The following is a 12,967-nucleotide window of genomic DNA, read 5'->3' on the forward strand; positions in this document are numbered from 1 at the left end:
CATGGTCGCGCTGCCCACCCCTATCAGCCCGACCGTGGACGCCATCTACGCCGCCTATGAGGCGGCGGCGGACCACGGCTATCGCGAGCATCTCGGCGCCTCGCTGATTGGCGCCGGATGCGAGCGCGCGATCTGGTACACCTTCCGCTGGGCCACGCGGGCGCGGCATCCTGGGCGGCTGCTGCGGCTGTTCGAGACGGGCAACCTGGCGGAAGCGCGCTTCGTCGCGGACCTCCGCCGGATCGGCGTCACCGTGCTCGACGTCGACCCGGCGACGGGCAGGCAGTGGAAGCTGCGCGACGCCAGCGGCCACTTCGGCGGCAGCATGGACGGCGTGGCGCTCGGTCTGCTCGAGGCCCCAAAGACCTGGCACGTCTGCGAGTTCAAGACGCACAGCCAAAAATCATTCGCCAAGCTCAAGGCCGAGGGCGTCGCCGCAGCGAAGCCGACCCACTGGGCGCAGATGCAGGCCTACATGCACCTCTCAGGGCTGGAGCGGGCCTTCTACCTCGCCGTCTGCAAGGACACCGACGAGCTCTACCAGGAGCGCATCCACTACGACGCGGAGGCCGGCCTGCGTATCCTGGCGAAGGCGACGCGCATCATCAACGCCGCCCGCCCGCCGGCGCGGATCAGCGAGGATCCGGCCTGGTGGGAATGCCGGCTCTGCGAGCATCACGCCGTCTGCCATGCCGGCGCGGTGCCGGAGCGGCACTGCCGGTCGTGCCTCCATGCCACGCCGGTCGCCGAGGGCGCCTGGCATTGTGGACGCCACCAGCAAGCCCTCTCTCGCCGTGATCAGCAGTCTGGCTGCGGCGCGCACCTCTACATTCCGGACCTCATCGCGGCCGAGCAGATTGACGCCGGCGACGACTGGGTAAACTACCGGCTGCCGGATGGCAGCGAATGGCGAGACGGCGCTGCCGTTAACGACTCGCCGATCATCTCGCACGGCCCCTGCAATCGGTGCGGCGCGAATAGCTACAGCGTCCGGCCTGGCACAGGCCCGCATCCTTTCGGGCTGACCTGCACGAGCTGCGGCCATCGTGGCCGCTGGCTCGGCCGAGCCGAGGCCGTCGCGCGAGGCATCGCAGCATGACGCTCTTGCTCCGTCCCTACCAGCGCGCCGCCATCGACGCGCTCTACGACTACTTCGCCGGGAATACGGGCAATCCGCTCGTCGTGATGCCAACAGGCACCGGCAAGTCCGTCGTCATCGCTGGATTCATCCGAGAGGCGATCGCCGCCTACGGCGACACTCGCGTCCTCGTACTGACGCATGTGAAGGAGCTGATCCAGCAGAACTTCATGGCGCTGCTCCGTGCCTGGCCGGAGGCGCCGGCAGGGATCTACTCCGCCGGCCTGTCGCGCCGCGACATTCGCGCGCAGATCCTGTTCGCCGGCATCCAGTCGATCCACCGCCACGCATACCAAGTGCAGCGGTGCGACCTGGTGCTGATCGATGAGGCGCATCTGCTCGGCCGCGGCGACAGCGGCATGTATCGCTCGTTCCTCAAGCAGCTGGACGAGATCAATGCCGGGCTGCTGAAGGTGGTGGGCTTCACGGCCACGCCCTACCGTCTCGACAGCGGCCTGCTCCACGAGGGCAAGGACCGGCTGTTCACCGACATCGCCTACGACGTGGCGGTGCTGGACACGATCCAGCAGGGCTATCTCGCGCCGGTCGTCCCGAAGCAAACGGAGACACAGCTCGATGTCGGCGGTGTCGGCAGCCGCGGCGGGGAGTTCATCGCCAAGGACCTCGAGGCCGCGGTGGACCGGGACGAGGTGACGCGGGCGGCGGTGCAGGAAATCGTCCAGCACGGCGCGGGCCGCGGCTCCTGGCTGGTGTTCTGCTCCGGCGTCGCGCACGCCCGGCACGTCCGCGACGCCATCCGCGAGCACGGCATTTCCTGCGAGACCGTCACCGGCGACACGCCCGCGCCGGAGCGCGACGGCATCCTCGCCGCCTTCAAGGCGGGCCGGCTGCGCTGCGTCACCAACGCCAATGTGCTGACCACCGGCTTCGACGCGCCTGGCACCGACCTCATCGCCCTGCTGCGTCCCACGAAGAGCGTCGGCCTCTACGTCCAGATGGTGGGCCGCGGCACGCGCCTCGCCGAGGGGAAGGATGACTGCCTGGTGCTCGACTTCGCCGGCAACACCGCCCGGCACGGCCCGATCGACATGGTCGACGGCCGGAAGAAGGAGCCGGCTGGCGAGGGCGATGCGCCCGTCAAGGTCTGTCCTGAGTGCCAGACCATCAACCACGCCAGCGCGCGCTGCTGCATCGAGTGCGACCACGAATTCCCGCCGCCGGCGGTGAAGGTGGCGGCGCAGGCGGCGTCGAACGCCCTGCTCTCGATCCAGCAGCAGCCGATCTGGCTCGACGTCAGCGAGGTGTTCTATGCGCGGCACGAGAAACCCGGCAAGCCGCCCTCGCTCCGCGTCACCTATCGCTGCGGCCTCGTCCAGCACAGCGAATGGGTGTGCTTGGAGCACACGGGCTATCCCCGCGAGAAGGCGGTCGGCTGGTGGCGCCGGCGCGCGCCTGACCTGGCGGTGCCGTCCTCGGTCGAGGAGGCGTTGACCTCCTCCGAGGCGCTCCGCGTTCCGGCCGCCATCCAGGTCCGTCCGGTCGGGCAATACACCGAGATCGTCGCTGCGAGGCTTGCGTGAGATGCGCTGCCTGCGGACTCCGCACCGGGCGCGGCTTTGGGTGGTTCGACCCAGCAAAGATGCCGCCCGCGCCGCTGCCAGCCTGTTCCATGCGCTGCATGGATGTGCTCCGCCGGAGGCGCGGCATGGTTGACCCCGACGAGCACGAGCAGGCGGCCATCGTCGCAGCCAGCCCGATGGCCGGCGAGTATCTGGAGAGCATCGGCAAGACCGATCTCGCCGTCCTCACCGAGACGGAATGGCTGACCCTGCTCGAAGTGGTGGTCACCGCCTACCAGGACGAGTTGGTCCGGCGCCTCGACGGACGGCGGGCAGCGGCTGCGGAGCCTGCCGAGGTGCCGCGATGACGGTCGTCGCCTCGATGCGCGAAGCCGCGCGGCAGATCGGGCTATCGCACACGGCGCTGCAGAAGGCCGTCGGCGCCGGCCGCATTGCGCGCACCGCCTGTGGCGGATGGGATGTCGACCTGATCCGGGTTCAGATGGGGGCGCCGGTCGCCGCACTGCGGGGTCAGCCCGCCCCTGCGAAGCGCCCCGCAAAGCTGGCGGCCCAACCGGCACCGCGTCCGATCGCCCCGCCGGCCGCGCGGCCGCCCGTTGCGCAGCAGGGCCCCTCCATGCGCGAGATCGCCCGGCAGGTAGGGATTTCACACACGGCGCTGCAGAAGGCCGAGCGGAACGGGCGCATCGCACGCGAGCCGGACGGCTCCTGGGACATCGAGAAGGTGCGGGCTGGTCTCGCGACACGCGCCGCGCTGAAGCCGCGCAAGCCCTATGGATCGCGCGCACCCTGGGCAAGAGCCGCCCACCACATCGCGAAGATCGATGCCGACATCGTCGGGCCGGCACGCAACATCCACAAGGAGCTCGAGACAGCACGCCAGGCCCTGGAGCGGGCAGCCCGGCAAATCGCCGCGCTCTATCCGGAGATCCTGCGCCTCGAACGCGCCTGCGACGCCGCCATCGCAGCGCAGGAGAAGGCGGCGGAATGAACGACCGTCCCTCCTTCATGGCGAGCCACGGCGGGCGCCTCGCCGACAACGGCTATGCGGTGATTCCCATCATGCCGGGCAGCAAGGTGCCGGGGCGGTTCACTGCGAGCCGTTGGGTGCCCTATCCGGACTGGACGCGGCACGCGGACCGGCCGACGAAGCCCTTCGAGATCGACATCTGGCAGCAATGGCCGGACTGCGGCGTCGGCATCGCCTGCGGCGCGGTGGTGGGCATCGATATCGACGTCACCGACGCGGCACTGGCCATCGAGCTCGCCAGCCTCGCCACCAGCATGCTCGGCGACACGTCCTGCCTGCGCATCGGCCAGTCCCCGAAGCGCCTCCTCGTCTATCGGGCTGCGGCGCCCTTCGCCGGCCGCAAGCGCCTGCCGCTCGAGGTCCTGGCCCGCGGCCAGCAATTCGTCGCCCACGCCATCCATCCCGGCACCGGTCAGCCCTATGCCTGGCCGGAGGAGACGCTGCTGGACGTGCCGCTGGCGAAGTTGCCGGCGGTGGACGAGGCGGGCGCGATGGCGTGGCTCGACCGCGCTCATGCGCTGATCCCGCCCGAGCTGAAGCCGCAATCGCTGAGCCTCGGCAGTCCGCCGGCTGACTGGACCGGTCCCGCCGATCCACGTGGCACCTTCGACGCGGTGAAGGCGGCGCTCGCCTATCTGCCGAACGAGGATCTCGACGGCGCCTCCTGGATCACCATGGGCAACGCCATCAAGGCGGCGCTCGGTGAGCAGGGTCGCGAGCTCTGGCTCGATTGGTCGCGCCAGTCGACGAAGTCCGGCGCGTCCGGGAAGGCCGACACGCCGGAACGCCGCTGGAAGACCCTGCGCCCGACACGCATCGGTGCCGGCAGCATCTATGGCTGGGCGATCGACCGGGGCTGGGTGCCACCACCGGAGATCACCTTGAACGCGGGCGCTGCCGAGCGCGCCGCACAGCCGCATCCCGCGGCGGCGCTGCTGGCCAGGGCGGATGCGACGCCGCCCACCGCAGCTGCGGACGTCCATCCTGCCGCCGCGCTTCTGGCGAAGCTCGACGCCAGCAGGGCGAAGCAGCAGGCCGCTCCGCTCCCCGTGCCGGCCATCATCCTGCAGCCCGGCGGCGTGCTGCAGATGCTGGTCGAGGAATGCGTCAGCTCCGCGCTGCGGCCGCAGCCCTTCCTCGCCCTCGGCGCTGCGATCTGCGCCGTCGGCGTGCTGGCCGGCCGCAAGTACCGGACGCGCACCGATCTGCGAACGAACATCTACGTCGCCGCCGTGGCGGAAAGCGGAGGCGGCAAGGACCACGCACCCGAGGTGATCCGGCGCTGCTTCGACCTCGCGAAGCTGGACCGCTATCTCGGCGGCGAGAGCCTCGCTTCCGGTCGGGGCATGGTTTCCGCCCTTGAGCAGCATCCTGCTCGGCTGTTCCAGATCGACGAATTCGGCCTGTTCCTCAGCACCGTCGCGGGCAGCAAGGCCCCGACGCACAAGGCGGAGATCTGGTCCGAGCTGATGAAGCTCTACAGCCGGGCGAAGGGCGTCCATCGCGGCACCGAATACGCCAACAAGAAGGACGCGCCGCGCGTCGACATCCACCAGCCCTGCGTCTGCTTCTACGGCACCACCACGCCCTCGACCTTCTGGAAGGCGCTGGAAGGCGGGGCGATGATGGATGGCTCCCTCGCGCGCTTCCTGGTGTTCGTCACCGACAACGACCGGCCGGATCGCAATCGCACGGCCGGCATCATCAATCCGCCAGCGCCACTGCTGGACGCGCTGAAGGCGATCATCCGCGGCCAAGGCGACCCGCCGCCGCCAGGCAACCTGCCAGACGTGCACGTGGCGCCCATGACGGCCACCGAGGAGCCGACGCCCTTCACCGTGCCAATGACGGCCGCGGCAGAGGCGCTGCACGAGCAGAAACTGGCCGAGGAAGACGCCTGGGCCAAGCGGGTGGCCGGCACGCCGCAGGCCGCCATCGTGAATCGCCTTGCAGAGAACGCGATGAAGCTGGCGCTGATCTGCGCGGTCAGCCGGAACCCGGCACACCCCACGATCACCGAGGCGGAGATTGCCTGGGGCTGGGCACTCGCGGAGCACTGCACCGCGACACTGCTCCGCGATGCAGGCCGCTTCCTGGCGGACAGCGAGTTCGAGAAGCGGCTGAACAAGGCGATCAACATCATCGGCAAGCACGGCCCGTGCAGCCGGCGCGACATGTTCCACAAGGGGCTGAAGCTTGCCGAGCGCGACTTCAGGGACGTCATCCATGCGCTGGTGACGCACGGCGTGGTCATCGAAATCCAGCCTCTCGCCACTGGCATCGGCCGCCCTCCCGGCCCCCGCTACGCCCTGGTTCAGGCGCCCGACGAGACGCTGTCCGGCGAGGGCGCCAGCGATGAGTAACGGAAAACAGCCCACCTCCCATAAGCCACTGAAATTAGGTCTTTGTGGGTTTTGTTCTTTCGTGCGCGGGCACGAACGGGAGCCCCCCCACGCCACGCGCATGGGGTTGGAGAGGGAGAGGTCTCAACATAATAACATATATAACAATAATATATATATCAGTGAGTTAGTGGGGTGTTGTGTCTCTGCCAGGGGGATTGCGTGATGGCGCTCCCTGGCTCCCCCCGCCAGCCGCGCTGCTGCCTCGATCGCGGCACCCGCAGCGCTACCACCGCGCCCGAGATGGAAGCCCTGCGCCGCAGCGTCTGGCAGCAGCAGGGCGTCGTCTCGCTGCACATCGAGGACATCACCGACCCCTGGCTGCGCCAGGCGATCCAGAACGAAGCCGTGCGGCGCTGGGGCCCGCGGCAGCAGGAGAACAACCATGGCCGGTAAGCGGAAGGCGAAGGCGCCGAAGCGGGACGATGCGCTCGGGCCGTCCAAGTGGCGGCTGCAACACGGCGACTTCTCGGCGCCGATCCGCGAGGCGGATCCCGAGACGGGAAGCCCGGTTCAGCATCGCCGCGCAGTGGACACGCTGGGCATGATGTTGGCGAACGGCACGCTCACGCCGCCGATGCACGAGGCAGGGCAGATCTTCCGGACGCTGTTCCGCTCCGCCGCGCTGGACGGCATCGCCACCTCGCAACTGATCCGCCTGGCGGGCGCGACAAACGACGACATGCCGAACCGCCAGCTCGACGCGCTCCGTCGCGTCGCCAAGGCGATCGACGCCCTCGGCGGCCACGACAGTCCGGCGGGCTCCTGCGTGTGGTTCGTCGTCGGGCTCGAGTTCTCGGTGCGTGAATGGGCGCAGCGCCAGGGCTGGTCGGGCCGGCCCGTGCACGGTCCGGTGGCGCAGGGCATTCTCGTCGGCGCGCTCGGCATGTTGGCGATGCACTTCGGCCTCGTGCCGCGGCAGCGGGCGGCGTGATTGCCATCATTCGCTGCTGAGGACGTAGGCGACGGCCTCGGCGATGAGCGTCATCGGCAAGGCGGGATGGTGCGCCAGGATGGCCTCGCGCACCGCCCTGCTGTCGGCATCACCGAGCCGCGGGATGGCGCCAGGCGGGCGCCGGGCAGCCCTGGCAGCCGCCAGCGCAGCAGCGCTCAGCCATGGCGGCGAGGGGCTTGGCGGGGCGCCATCGGGCATGGCCCACGATACCGCCCCCTTGGAGAACAAGACAAGAACATGCTATGGGACGAGGGAACCAAAAGGAGCAGAAGCCATGGCCGCTCGGAGGCAGGCACGCGTGCGTCCGGTCGACGCCGCGATCGTCCGCTTGATGTCCCTCGCCGCGAAGGGTGTTCAGCCACCGCGCATGGCGCGCGAGGTCGAGGTGATCGTCGCCGAGTGGTTGCGTGAACCCGAGGCGGATCCATCCGAAGCGAAGGCGTGGCTTGACGAGCTGCGTGAGCAGATCGCCGTCGGCGTTGGCGATGCGGAGGAGCAGCTCTCCGACATCGACACCAGCGAGCCCGCCGCGGTGAAGCAGGCGCAAGCCACGTTAGCTGCGCTGGTCGCCACGCGCGATGCGGCCGAGCGAGCGCGGGCTGCCGTCCGCTCCTGAGCATTCGGGTTGAGCGCTGGCGCTGACACGACTCGGCGCATCGGCTAATGGGCAGGCTTCGCAAGGAGCCCGTCTATGTCGAAGAAGTTTCTCACCGACGTCATCGCTCAGTCCGCTGACATGCCGGCGGCAGCCGCCAGCCGCCTTGCCGCGGACATCATCGCCGCCATCAAGGGGCAGATCGTCGAGACGGGACGCTTCACCATCCCCGACTTCGGCGCGTTCGTCGTGCGCGAGAAGGCGAAGCGCACGGCGCTGAACCCGAAGACGGGCGAGAAGGTCGCGGTGAAGGCCGGTGCGACGGTGCGGTTCAAGGCGAGCCCGGCGCTCAAGGACGCCGCGTTCGCCGGCCTGAAGAAGGCGAAGCGCAAGGCGGCGAAGGGCTGACACGACGCGCACCTGAGCGCCGCACCAGCGTGCGGCGCTGATGTCTCGCCGCACGGCGGCGCTGTTACAATTCGCCCTGTAGCGCCGCGTGAATCGCTGGTGCTAGGTCTCCGGAACGTCGAGTAGATGCGCCGGCGCGGCGGTGGCGAACGAGCCACTGAGCCAGACAATCGGAAGGGTGGCTCGCGAGCCGCAGGGTCCTTCCTGGGCCTGCTGTATGCGGGGGGCAAGCGCGCGCAACATCGCTAGCGCCAGGCCCAAAATGTGGGTTGCAGTTTGCAGCCTTTCTCCTGCGCGATCAGGTCGCTAGCCGCAAACAGTGATGGCGCCGCGGCGCTGGGTCTCCCTGCAAACCGGATGGTATCGATGCAGCTTCCCTGGATGGCGGCGAAGATCCTGCTGCGCCCGGTGGCGGAGCTGCGCGCGCATCCCGGCAACGCGCGCGTGCACAGCGCCGCGCAGATCGAGCAGATCAAGGCCAGCCTGCTGGCCTTCGGCTTCACCAACCCGCTGCTGGTCGACGAGGCGGGCGTGCTGATTGCCGGCCACGGCCGCCTCGAGGCCGCCGTCGCGCTCGGCATCGAGAAGGTACCGACCATCGTGCTGCGGCACCTTTCCGCGGCGCAGAAGGAGGCGCTGCGGCTGGCTGACAACCGCATCGCGGAGAACGCCACCTGGGACCAGGCGCTGCTGCGCGATGCGCTCGCCGCGGCGCAGGCGGCGCCGGACATCGACCTGGCCGCGATCGGCTTCTCGGCCGCGGAGCTCGACGACATCCTCGCGGCGGCTGGAGAAGCCTTGTCCGACGGCGACGCGCCCGAGGCCCTGTCGGCGCCGGCGGTCCAGGGGGGCGATGATGGCGCGGCGGAAACGCAGGAGGCGCCAGCGGAGGATCCCGCCGATGCGGAGCCGGAGCCGCCGCGCCAGGCCGTCGCGCGGGTCGGCGACATCTGGCTCCTCGGCGAGCATCGCCTCGCCTGCGGCGACAGCACGAACCGCGCCACCGTCGCCCGCGTCATGGCCTCGGATCGCGCGGCGCTGCTGTTCACCAGCCCGCCCTACGGCAACCAGCGGGACTACACCACCGGTGGCGTCTCGGATTGGGACGCGCTGATGCAGGGCGTCTTCGCGCATCTCGACGGCGCGCTCCGGCGCGATGCGCAGGTGCTGGTGAATCTCGGGCTGATCCACCGCGAGGGCGAATGGCAGCCGTACTGGCAGGGCTGGCTCGACTGGATGCGCGCGCAGGGCTGGCGGCGCTTCGGGCTGTATGCGTGGGACCAGGGCCCTGGCTTGCCCGGCGACTGGAACGGCCGCCTCGCGCCGGCCTTCGAGCTCGTGTTCCATTTCAACCGCGAGGCGCGGCAGGCCAACAAGATCGTGCCGTGCAAATGGGCCGGCACGCCGAACAAGGGCAGCGGGCTGCGCGCGGCGGACGGCGAGGTGAAGGCCTACACGCACATCGGCCTGCCGGTGCAGGAGATGCGCATCCCCGACAGCGTGCTGCGCATCACCCGGCACAAGGGCCGCGGCATCGAGACGGAGCACCCGGCGGTATTCCCTGTCGCGCTGCCGGAGTTCCTGATGCGCGCCTACACGGACGAGGGTGACGCCGTGTTCGAGCCCTTTGGCGGGAGCGGCACCACCATCCTGGCCGGCCAGCGCACCAGCCGACGCGTGCGCGCCATCGAGCTGGCGCCGGCCTATGTCGACTTGGCGATCGCCCGCTGGCGGATGCTGCATCCGGACATGCCGGTGACGCTGGCCGATGACGGGCGCGATTTCGACGCGGTCGCTGCGGCGCGACAGGAGGTCACCGCCGATGCAGCTTGATCTCGCGGTCTCCGCACTGCCGGTCGCGTCCCTCGTGCCCTACGCCGAGAACGCGCGCACGCATTCGCCCTCGCAGGTGACGCAGATCGCCGCCTCCATCGCCGAGTTCGGCTTCGTGAACCCGGTGCTGGTGGATGCCGCCGGCGTGCTGGTGGCGGGCCACGGCCGCGTCATGGCGGCGAAGCGCCTCGGCATGGCGGCGGTGCCGGCGATCCGGCTCGCACACCTGACCGAGGCGCAGGCCCGGGCGCTGCGTCTCGCGGACAACCAGATTGCGCTGAACTCCGGCTGGGACGAAGCACTGCTCGCCGCCGAGATCGCGCGCATCCGCGACGAGGCGATTGTGGACCTCGACGTGCTCGGCTTCTCGGGCATGGAGCTCGATCGGCTGCTGGCGGCCGCGGATGCCGGCTTGGACGACGATGCCGACGACGCGCCCGCGCCGCCCGTGGTGCCGGTCACCCGAACGGGCGACCTGTGGCGCTGTGGCGAGCACCGCCTGCTGTGCGGCGACGCGACGAAGCTGGTCGACGTGCAGCGCGCGCTTGGCGATCGTTCGCTTGCCGACATGGGCTGGACAGATCCTCCGTATAATGTTGCTTATGAAGGCGGCACCGCGGCCAGGATGACCATCGCCAACGACGCGCTCGGTTCCGGCTTCCTCGACTTCCTCCGCCCGGCGCTGGCCAACCTGCTCTCGGTGACGAAGGGTGCCTGCTACGTCTGCATGTCCTCGTCCGAGTGGCCGACGCTGCATCGCGCCTGGCAGGAGGCCGGCGGGAAGTGGTCGAGCACGATCATCTGGGCGAAGAACACCTTCGCGCTCGGCCGCGCCGACTACCACCAGCAGTTCGAGGCGATGCTCTACGGGTGGAAGGCGGGCGCGCAGCACTACTGGTGCGGCGCGCGCGACCAGGGGAACGTCTGGCACTTCGACAAGCCGGCGCGGAATGACCTGCATCCGACCATGAAGCCGGTCGCGCTGGTGGAGCGGGCGATCCGCAACAGCAGCAAGCAGCGCGACACGGTGCTCGATCCGTTCGGCGGCTCCGGCACGACGATGATCGCGGCAGAGCGGACCGGGCGGCGCGCCGCGCTGCTGGAGATCGATCCCGCCTATGCCGATGTCATCGTGCGCCGCTGGCAGGAGACGACCGGCGAAGCCGCGGTTCTGGAGGGTGACGAAAGGGTCTTTGCGGACATCGCTTCGTGCCGGGCTGGCGCGACGTAGCGTGTCACCCCGGACCGTCTGCGCAGATCACGCTCGCCAGAGGCGACGGACGCGCAGGAAGACGCGGTATTCGATCTCCAGGACGGGAAGCACGAACGGCGATGCTGCGAGTCGCCCGGCCCATGCGAGCTTCGGGAGTTGCTGCCAGATTTCGGCGAAGGCGGCGGCACCGGACGCCAGACTGCCGTCGGCGCGTCGGACATGCATGCGCGCGAGCGCCGCGTCGCGCGACAGGCCAGGACCGAGACCGTTCGCATCGCACGCCGTGACATCGACGAAGTCGAGCCGTTCCGCGCCTTGGACCTTGCGGTATTGTGCGATCTCGCGCGAGCAGATCGGGCACGCGCCGTCGTAGTAGACGGTCGTGGTGGGAGCGGCGGTGGACGTGTTCATGCCGCAGACATGGTCCCCCGGTTGCTAAGCACCAGGGCGCCGGTGCCGTGAGCGGCCCGGATCATCTGACGATCCGGAAAGCCTAATCATAGCAATAAGATAACGCTGCATCTCGCTTGGCTCGCGCGCGGCACAGCGCGAATGGTCCGTCACGCGCGGAGCACCGCGCCGCAGACGGAGAGCACGATGACCGACCGAGACGCCCGCGCCGCGCGCAACCAGGAGCGCAGCCTCGCCGCATTCCTGAAGCACAAGGCCGAGTTCGACGCGCTGCTCGCCGAGTTGCAGCAGGCCAGCGCGGATCACTTCGGCGCGGATCCCGAGACAGTGCTCTGGGGTGAGGCGGCCTGGCTCGCAGACGCCACCGCGAAGCTGAAGGACATCGCAGATCAGCACTTCCGCCGCGGCGAATACGCCGCGTAGCGCGGCGCACCTTCCGCACCGCCCCGACCGGCACGCGCCGGCGGGGCTCCCGGCAGTAGGGGGCCGAGGGTCGGCTCCCGGAACCGGAGACCCCGACGATGAAGCTTTCGGACACGCAGCGCGCCATCCTCGCCGCCGCCGCCGAGCATCCTGAGCACCTGGCCTACCCGCCCGAGCGGCTGCCCGCGGGCGCGCGGCAGAAGGTCGCGCAGGCGCTGCTGAAGAACAACCTGGTGATCGGCGTGCACCGGCCCGCCTACGACGCCCACGCGAAGTGGACGGTGGACGGCGACGAGATGCTGCTGAAGATCACCGACGACGGGCTGCGCGCCATCGGCATCGACCCGAACGCGGGCGATGCGCCGGATGAGGACGAGCAGAGCGCGGCCGCGATCGCCCGCCGCAACGCCGAGCGCCGCGCCGCGGCGCCAGTGGCCGACACGGCGCCCACGGGCGGGGAGGACGCCGCGCCGCAGGACGAGCACGCCCCGGCGCCGGAGGCGGCCCAGGCCGCGCCCGCCGCGCCCACGCCGCGCGCCAGCCTGCGCAACGCCGCCGCGGCGGTGCTCGCCGCGTGGGACGACGAGGCCAGCCGCGAGACGGACATCATCGGCGCCCTCGACGGCCCGATGGAGGCCCTGCGTGCCGCCCTTGCCGGGAAGCCGGCCCGCCAGGCGCGCGAGCCCGGCGCGCCGCGCAAGCCGCGCGAGGGCACCAAGCAGGAGGCGGTGCTCGCCCTGCTCCGCCGCGAGGAGGGTGCGACCATCGCGCAGATCTGCGACGCGACCGGCTGGCAGCAGCACACGGTTCGCGGGTTCTTCGCGGGCCTGAAGAAGCGCCAGGGGATCGAGGTGCAGGTGCTGGAGCGCGTCCGCCAGGTCGGACCGAACAAGGAGGGCGCCCGCGGGTCCTACACGGTGTATCACCTGCCGGCCTGACACACTGGCCGGACACATTGAGGGCCCGCCGCCGAAGGGTAGCGGGCCCTTGCCTCTTGTGACCATCACGTGCGGCGGGA

The 12,967-nt window shown here is 70.1% G+C and carries 15 protein-coding genes; 13 read left to right on the forward strand and 2 right to left on the reverse strand.

All coding sequences use genetic code 11. The features are described 5' to 3' along the window. Position 1: 1 nt before the first annotated feature. The 7 genes from E4T13_RS15430 (at position 2) to E4T13_RS15460 (ending at position 7,045) form a co-directional block, all read left to right on the forward strand. On the forward strand, positions 2 to 1,099 hold the full coding sequence (locus E4T13_RS15430; protein ID WP_206030192.1) for a PD-(D/E)XK nuclease family protein: 1,098 nt from the start codon (positions 2 to 4) through the stop codon (positions 1,097 to 1,099). Continuing rightward, positions 1,096 to 2,679 carry a DEAD/DEAH box helicase gene (locus E4T13_RS15435; protein WP_137179189.1) on the forward strand — a complete coding sequence of 528 codons (1,584 nt, stop codon included), beginning with the start codon at positions 1,096 to 1,098 and terminating at the stop codon, positions 2,677 to 2,679. Before E4T13_RS15430 ends, E4T13_RS15435 begins: the two co-directional genes overlap by 4 nt. Positions 2,680 to 2,804: 125 nt before the next feature. Beyond that, a complete protein-coding gene (locus tag E4T13_RS15440) occupies positions 2,805 to 3,026 on the forward strand; it encodes a DUF6511 domain-containing protein (protein ID WP_137179190.1) in 222 nt (73 codons plus the stop codon). Positions 3,027 to 3,040: 14 nt separating this feature from the next. Continuing rightward, positions 3,041 to 3,670, forward strand: coding sequence for a hypothetical protein (locus E4T13_RS15445; protein ID WP_137179191.1), 630 nt, complete (start codon positions 3,041 to 3,043; stop codon positions 3,668 to 3,670). Next, positions 3,667 to 6,072 carry a bifunctional DNA primase/polymerase gene (locus E4T13_RS15450; protein ID WP_137179192.1) on the forward strand — a complete coding sequence of 802 codons (2,406 nt, stop codon included), beginning with the start codon at positions 3,667 to 3,669 and terminating at the stop codon, positions 6,070 to 6,072. Before E4T13_RS15445 ends, E4T13_RS15450 begins: the two co-directional genes overlap by 4 nt. A gap of 204 nt (positions 6,073 to 6,276) precedes the next feature. Further along, positions 6,277 to 6,507, forward strand: a complete 231-nt coding sequence (locus E4T13_RS15455; protein WP_137179193.1) for a hypothetical protein — start codon at positions 6,277 to 6,279, stop codon at positions 6,505 to 6,507. Next, entirely contained in the window at positions 6,497 to 7,045 is a 549-nt protein-coding gene (locus tag E4T13_RS15460) for a hypothetical protein (RefSeq protein ID WP_137179194.1), read from the forward strand. The genes E4T13_RS15455 and E4T13_RS15460 overlap by 11 nt, the downstream gene beginning before the upstream one ends. 6 nt (positions 7,046 to 7,051) lie before the next feature. Here the strand turns inward: E4T13_RS15460 and E4T13_RS15465 are convergent, their stop codons facing one another. Then, positions 7,052 to 7,264, reverse strand: coding sequence for a hypothetical protein (locus E4T13_RS15465; protein ID WP_137179195.1), 213 nt, complete (start codon positions 7,262 to 7,264; stop codon positions 7,052 to 7,054). 100 nt (positions 7,265 to 7,364) lie between these two features. Here E4T13_RS15465 and E4T13_RS15470 point away from each other — a divergent pair, with 100 nt between their 5' ends. The 4 genes from E4T13_RS15470 to E4T13_RS15485 all read left to right on the forward strand — a co-directional run bounded on the left by E4T13_RS15470 (position 7,365) and on the right by E4T13_RS15485 (position 11,133). Beyond that, positions 7,365 to 7,682 (forward strand): hypothetical protein, encoded by a 318-nt coding sequence (locus E4T13_RS15470; RefSeq protein WP_137179196.1) that lies wholly within the window; start codon positions 7,365 to 7,367, stop codon positions 7,680 to 7,682. A 75-nt stretch (positions 7,683 to 7,757) separates the two neighbouring features. Next, a complete protein-coding gene (locus tag E4T13_RS15475; RefSeq protein ID WP_137179197.1) occupies positions 7,758 to 8,069 on the forward strand; it encodes an HU family DNA-binding protein in 312 nt (103 codons plus the stop codon). 366 nt (positions 8,070 to 8,435) lie between these two features. Next, positions 8,436 to 9,902, forward strand: a complete 1,467-nt coding sequence (locus E4T13_RS15480) for a site-specific DNA-methyltransferase (RefSeq protein ID WP_137179198.1) — start codon at positions 8,436 to 8,438, stop codon at positions 9,900 to 9,902. Then, positions 9,892 to 11,133 carry a site-specific DNA-methyltransferase gene (locus E4T13_RS15485; RefSeq protein ID WP_137179199.1) on the forward strand — a complete coding sequence of 414 codons (1,242 nt, stop codon included), beginning with the start codon at positions 9,892 to 9,894 and terminating at the stop codon, positions 11,131 to 11,133. Before E4T13_RS15480 ends, E4T13_RS15485 begins: the two co-directional genes overlap by 11 nt. A gap of 27 nt (positions 11,134 to 11,160) precedes the next feature. Here the strand turns inward: E4T13_RS15485 and E4T13_RS15490 are convergent, their stop codons facing one another. Next, positions 11,161 to 11,526, reverse strand: coding sequence for a thiol-disulfide oxidoreductase DCC family protein (locus E4T13_RS15490; protein ID WP_137179200.1), 366 nt, complete (start codon positions 11,524 to 11,526; stop codon positions 11,161 to 11,163). Positions 11,527 to 11,712: 186 nt separating this feature from the next. On the opposite strand from E4T13_RS15490, the gene E4T13_RS15495 reads away from it, so the two are divergent. Together E4T13_RS15495 and E4T13_RS30530 are read left to right on the forward strand one after the other, a co-directional pair. After that, the gene (locus E4T13_RS15495; RefSeq protein ID WP_240791150.1) at positions 11,713 to 11,949 is read left to right on the forward strand and encodes a hypothetical protein; all 237 of its coding nucleotides are present in this window, start codon (positions 11,713 to 11,715) and stop codon (positions 11,947 to 11,949) included. A 98-nt stretch (positions 11,950 to 12,047) separates the two neighbouring features. Then, positions 12,048 to 12,887 carry a DUF3489 domain-containing protein gene (locus E4T13_RS30530; protein ID WP_240791151.1) on the forward strand — a complete coding sequence of 280 codons (840 nt, stop codon included), beginning with the start codon at positions 12,048 to 12,050 and terminating at the stop codon, positions 12,885 to 12,887. Positions 12,888 to 12,967: the final 80 nt, after the last annotated feature.

Origin of the sequence: Roseomonas sp. AR75, assembly GCF_005222815.1 — a bacterium.
In the GTDB taxonomy this organism is placed as follows: Bacteria; Pseudomonadota; Alphaproteobacteria; order Acetobacterales; family Acetobacteraceae; genus Falsiroseomonas.

Bases quoted from the DNA above. Each gene is read 5' to 3' on its own strand.
- E4T13_RS15460 (WP_137179194.1), top strand. From the start codon at position 6,497: ATGGCCGGTAAGCGGAAGGCGAAGGCGCCGAAGCGGGACGATGCGCTC.
- E4T13_RS15495 (WP_240791150.1), top strand. From the start codon at position 11,713: ATGACCGACCGAGACGCCCGCGCCGCGCGCAACCAGGAGCGCAGCCTC.
- E4T13_RS15475 (WP_137179197.1), top strand. From the start codon at position 7,758: ATGTCGAAGAAGTTTCTCACCGACGTCATCGCTCAGTCCGCTGACATG.
- E4T13_RS15455 (WP_137179193.1), top strand. From the start codon at position 6,277: ATGGCGCTCCCTGGCTCCCCCCGCCAGCCGCGCTGCTGCCTCGATCGC.
- E4T13_RS15465 (WP_137179195.1), bottom strand. From the start codon at position 7,264: ATGCCCGATGGCGCCCCGCCAAGCCCCTCGCCGCCATGGCTGAGCGCT.
- E4T13_RS15480 (WP_137179198.1), top strand. From the start codon at position 8,436: ATGCAGCTTCCCTGGATGGCGGCGAAGATCCTGCTGCGCCCGGTGGCG.
- E4T13_RS15440 (WP_137179190.1), top strand. From the start codon at position 2,805: ATGGTTGACCCCGACGAGCACGAGCAGGCGGCCATCGTCGCAGCCAGC.
- E4T13_RS15450 (WP_137179192.1), top strand. From the start codon at position 3,667: ATGAACGACCGTCCCTCCTTCATGGCGAGCCACGGCGGGCGCCTCGCC.
- E4T13_RS15435 (WP_137179189.1), top strand. From the start codon at position 1,096: ATGACGCTCTTGCTCCGTCCCTACCAGCGCGCCGCCATCGACGCGCTC.
- E4T13_RS15485 (WP_137179199.1), top strand. From the start codon at position 9,892: ATGCAGCTTGATCTCGCGGTCTCCGCACTGCCGGTCGCGTCCCTCGTG.
- E4T13_RS30530 (WP_240791151.1), top strand. From the start codon at position 12,048: ATGAAGCTTTCGGACACGCAGCGCGCCATCCTCGCCGCCGCCGCCGAG.
- E4T13_RS15490 (WP_137179200.1), bottom strand. From the start codon at position 11,526: ATGAACACGTCCACCGCCGCTCCCACCACGACCGTCTACTACGACGGC.
- E4T13_RS15445 (WP_137179191.1), top strand. From the start codon at position 3,041: ATGCGCGAAGCCGCGCGGCAGATCGGGCTATCGCACACGGCGCTGCAG.
- E4T13_RS15430 (WP_206030192.1), top strand. From the start codon at position 2: ATGGTCGCGCTGCCCACCCCTATCAGCCCGACCGTGGACGCCATCTAC.